This is a genomic window from Armatimonas sp., assembly GCF_043760365.1.
Lineage (GTDB): Bacteria > Armatimonadota > Armatimonadia > Armatimonadales > Armatimonadaceae > Armatimonas.
Map to the genome: position 1 here is coordinate 1 of NZ_JAYUPA010000708.1, position 3,697 is coordinate 3,697.

3 protein-coding genes are annotated in these 3,697 nt (G+C 63.3%); all 3 read right to left on the reverse strand.

What is annotated here, in order from left to right; genetic code table 11:
- A partial coding sequence (locus ACH2EH_RS16640) for a hypothetical protein (RefSeq protein ID WP_395143304.1) occupies positions 1 to 497 on the reverse strand: 497 nt, incomplete at its 3' end.
- Complete coding sequence (locus ACH2EH_RS16645) at positions 497 to 3,025, reverse strand: CHAT domain-containing protein (RefSeq protein WP_395143306.1); 2,529 nt, start codon at positions 3,023 to 3,025, stop codon at positions 497 to 499. The genes ACH2EH_RS16640 and ACH2EH_RS16645, both read right to left, overlap by 1 nt.
- Before the next feature lie 2 nt (positions 3,026 to 3,027).
- Positions 3,028 to 3,501, reverse strand: coding sequence for a hypothetical protein (locus ACH2EH_RS16650; RefSeq protein ID WP_395143308.1), 474 nt, complete (start codon positions 3,499 to 3,501; stop codon positions 3,028 to 3,030).
- Positions 3,502 to 3,697: the final 196 nt, after the last annotated feature.

Below are 3,697 nucleotides of genomic sequence, written 5' to 3' on the forward strand. Positions count from 1 at the left end.
ACAATCACCGCCGTGGTGCGCTTGACGCTCCGTGAGTCGCTTAGCCCAAGCTGCTGGCTGGCGGTGGGATTGACTGTCGTGCTGCTGTAGTCACTCGCCAGCGGAGTGTAGCGGCTATCACTGGTGCCCACAAAATCAAAGGGCACGTGGATTGGGTCTCCCGTGACACTGCTGCCTTCCGGGCAGCGAACCCCCTCGTCGGGCTCCGCGTCCGTGAAGCGTGCATCGCCCCGTAGTCGCTCGGAGAGCTTATTGCGATCCTCTTTATCGTCCTCACGCTGACGGAAACGGTAGAGATTGCCACTCGGGTCGCCGTCGTCTAGGGTTAGCCCGTACTCCCGTGCCAGTGCCACGGGATCAGTGCCCGGCTGAATCCGTAGCAGAATCCCTCGCTCATTATTCGTGCCAAAGGGCGAGGGGAAGGCGCTCGTATCGCTTCCGCCACAGCCACTCAGTGCCAGGCTCAAGAGCCCGAGTCCCAGTAATGCAATCTTCATTATCCACTTCCCATCAGGCAGAACGCCGCCCAGTAGTACGGGTGCGGCCACAGCGCTTGTAGCTCTTGTTGTGCCGCTCGCAGGGCTTGGGACGGTGTCTGTCCCCGTGCGATTTTCCCATAGAATCCCTGCATCAGTGCTGCCGTCGCCGCATCATCGGCAGGCCAGAGGCTCGCGGCGACACGCTGCGCTCCTGCGGCCAGAAAGCCACGCACCAGTCCAAAAGGCTCGTCGCCCGCCGCGATCTGCGACACCGCCGTCTGGCACGCTGAGAGAGTGACCAGATCGGCATCAATCGGCAAACCATAGAGATCCCGCGCCAGAAGCCACCCCTCCGAGAGCTGCAAGCCCGAGAAGAGCGGGTTGTCCTGCCGAAAGAGCGCATGGGTCGCAAAGTGCAAGATTGCCTTGTCTTTCATCTGCTCGCGCACCGCCGTAAGTGTCGCCGCACTGCCCGCAAGCGCCGTCACCTCAGTGAGGCACGGCTCTATTGCTTCGACTTCAGCCTGTGCCTGCTCGGTTCCTACGCTTTGCAGGCTCACGAGGAGTGCCGGGCCGGTACGGAGCTTTGAGGGTTTATGTCGGCTTACCAGGGTGTGCCAGATCGCGGCGCTGGGCGTGATAACCAGCTCATACTGATCTAGTAAGTAGGTGTCTTTGTCGCGAAAGGCCGCGAGAGGAAGCCCGTGAAGCACGTCCGTCGGGACGATAACCAGCCGTTTGGTGCGAATCTTTGCGGCTATTGGTCGGAAAACGAAGTCATAGAGCTGTGTGAGAACAGCGTCCAGTTCCGTCTTGAGAGCGGGCGCAAGCAGGGGGCGAAGCGTGGGGGCTCCTGCCATTTTCTGTAGGTGATAGCGAAAGCGGCGTGCCGCATGCCGGAGCTCGGAGAGCTCCGCCAGATGCGGGAGGGCTGTGAGACGCTCGCGCTCTAGCACAAATGCCCCGAGGCTCTCGCCAAAGTGCCCAAAGATCAGCAGTGTTTCGTCGGGCGCGAGCGCGGCTTGAAGTGCTGCCCGATCGGGGAGCGTGTTCTGGAAGATGCTTTTCGGTAGCAAGTGCGCCAGCTCACTTTTGCGCAGAGCCTGTGCGTAGGCACTTTCGAGCTGGGAGAGATCACGAGAGAGCAGGCCATGGCGCTGCGGCTCGCTCGGGTCTTGAGGGAGTGTCTCTCGGTAGGCGCGGCTCAGCTCCGCCCGGAGCGTTTCCAGCGTCGGGCTGGACGGCAAGCTCTCCGCGGCAGAGAGCACGCGCTCCAGTAGCAAGCGGGAGCGGGAGCGCTCCGTGACGGCTAGCGCTTCGGCAAGCTCGGCTTCCGTGGGAGAATTGCTGAGCAAGAGGCTCGCCAGCTCGCTGTAGATCGCCTCTTTATCGGAGAGAAACGCCACGTGCAGCTCCTCTGGTGCGATCCCCGCCCGCAGGCTCTCTAGCGCGGTGACACTTCGTCGGAAGTGCTCCAGCGCCGTGGCTCTGTCTGTGGTTTTCAGTCCGAGCGCACGCTCCGCGCGGCTCTCCAGCCAGACACGGCCCGTGGTGCGAGCCAGCGCTGCGACACTCTCCAGTTTCTCACCCAGAACCAGCTGCGCCTCGGCAACCCACCCGGGTAAGCTTGCGGCCATAAAGCCCTCTCGCACCGTTTGCGCCGCTGCTTGGGCTTCGGTCTCTCGGCCCTGGCGCTGATGGAGTAGAGCGCGTAGAAGCTGGACATGGGCTTGCTGAACTGCGTTTCCTTGCGCCACAAAGAGCGTCTCCGCCTGGGAGAGTGCCACCTCCGCGTCGGCATCGCGGCCTTGCTGGGCGAGCACGGCGGCCTGCCCGAGAGCCGCGCGGGCGCGGTCATAGTCGAGCGGGAGCTGCTCAAAGATCGCTTGTGCGCTGCCGAAGTGTGCCAGCGCCTCAGGCAAGAGATTCAGTGCGCGGCAGGTCTCACCGGCATCTATTGCTGCGCGGGCCAGCTCATGCTCTGTTTTTTCCGATTGAAATACGCCGATTGCCTCGCCGAGCAGTGCGAGCGACTTTGCGTAGCGGCCCGCGGTGGCGCTGAGAAATCCCAGATTTGTCGCGACGACAGCGGCATCGAAGCGTGAGCCTAGCGTGGTGTAGAGCACTCGGGCGTGTTCGTAGCGCACTTCGGCATCGTCGTGGCGGCCCAGATAGGTCAGTGCAATCCCGGAGTTTACGGCGAGTCCGGCATGTAGGCGCGGGTCGGCATCCTGTGCGCTCGCTCTCTCGTAGCAGGCTAGGGCTTCGGAGTACTGGTCGCGCCGTAGGTGCAGACTCCCCAGGTTGCCAAGCACGCGCGCGGCATCGCGTGGCGGAAGCTGTGGCTCCAGCGCCTCTGCCAGTGCATGGGCCTCGTCGTAGCGGCCTAGCATGCCAAGACTGTCAATCTCCCCAATCCGAACCTGCACCGCCAGAAGCGTCTCGCCCGCGGCGGCTGCTTCCTGCACGGCGCGGGCAAACGCTCTCAGTGCGTCTTCGTGGCGGCCTTGTTGCCGTAGCGCGCGCGCCTCCGCGAGTGCGTCCATGCCTAAGTGCCGACCTCGACTCCGGGCAGAAGAATATCCGCGCTCTCCAGGGCGCAGCGCAGGGCATAGACTCCGGGCGCGACACCTGCCACATGGAACTCGCTGTCCTCTTGCCGGGCGCTGATCTCGGCACTTTGCACCGAAAACAGGGTCACGGACTCGGGCACGAGCGGTCCATTATTTTTTGCATAGACCTGTCCAATCAGGTAGCGGCTCGCCCCCGAGTCGGCCTCGTCCCAGAGCGTGATCAGATGGCTGTCTGTCTCGTAGAGCCGCTGCTGCGCCACGCCGCCACGCGCCGTCGCGAGCGGCTGGCCGCCTGAGACAAGGCGTGCAATAAGCGACGGACGATTGGCAGTGGGCAGCATCCGTGCCAGCCCGAGGGCGAAGTCAAGCGCCGCCGCCGACGGCGCAGGCTCCGATTCCAGCGCCGACCGGAGCGTCGTTTCCAGCCACCCGTCCGTAAATTCGTCCATGTCTTTTATCAAGAACCCGCAAGCGTCGGGAAAAATACGCCTACGCCTCCAGCTCCTCCCACTTTCTTTTCAGACGCTCCAGACACCGTGCCCGCTGTGGCCCAATGCTCCCCACGGGAATCCCTAGCTTCTGTGAGATCTCGGCATACGGTGCGGCTTCGTCGGCATAGAGCAGCCCCAGCAGTTTTTGGCACTT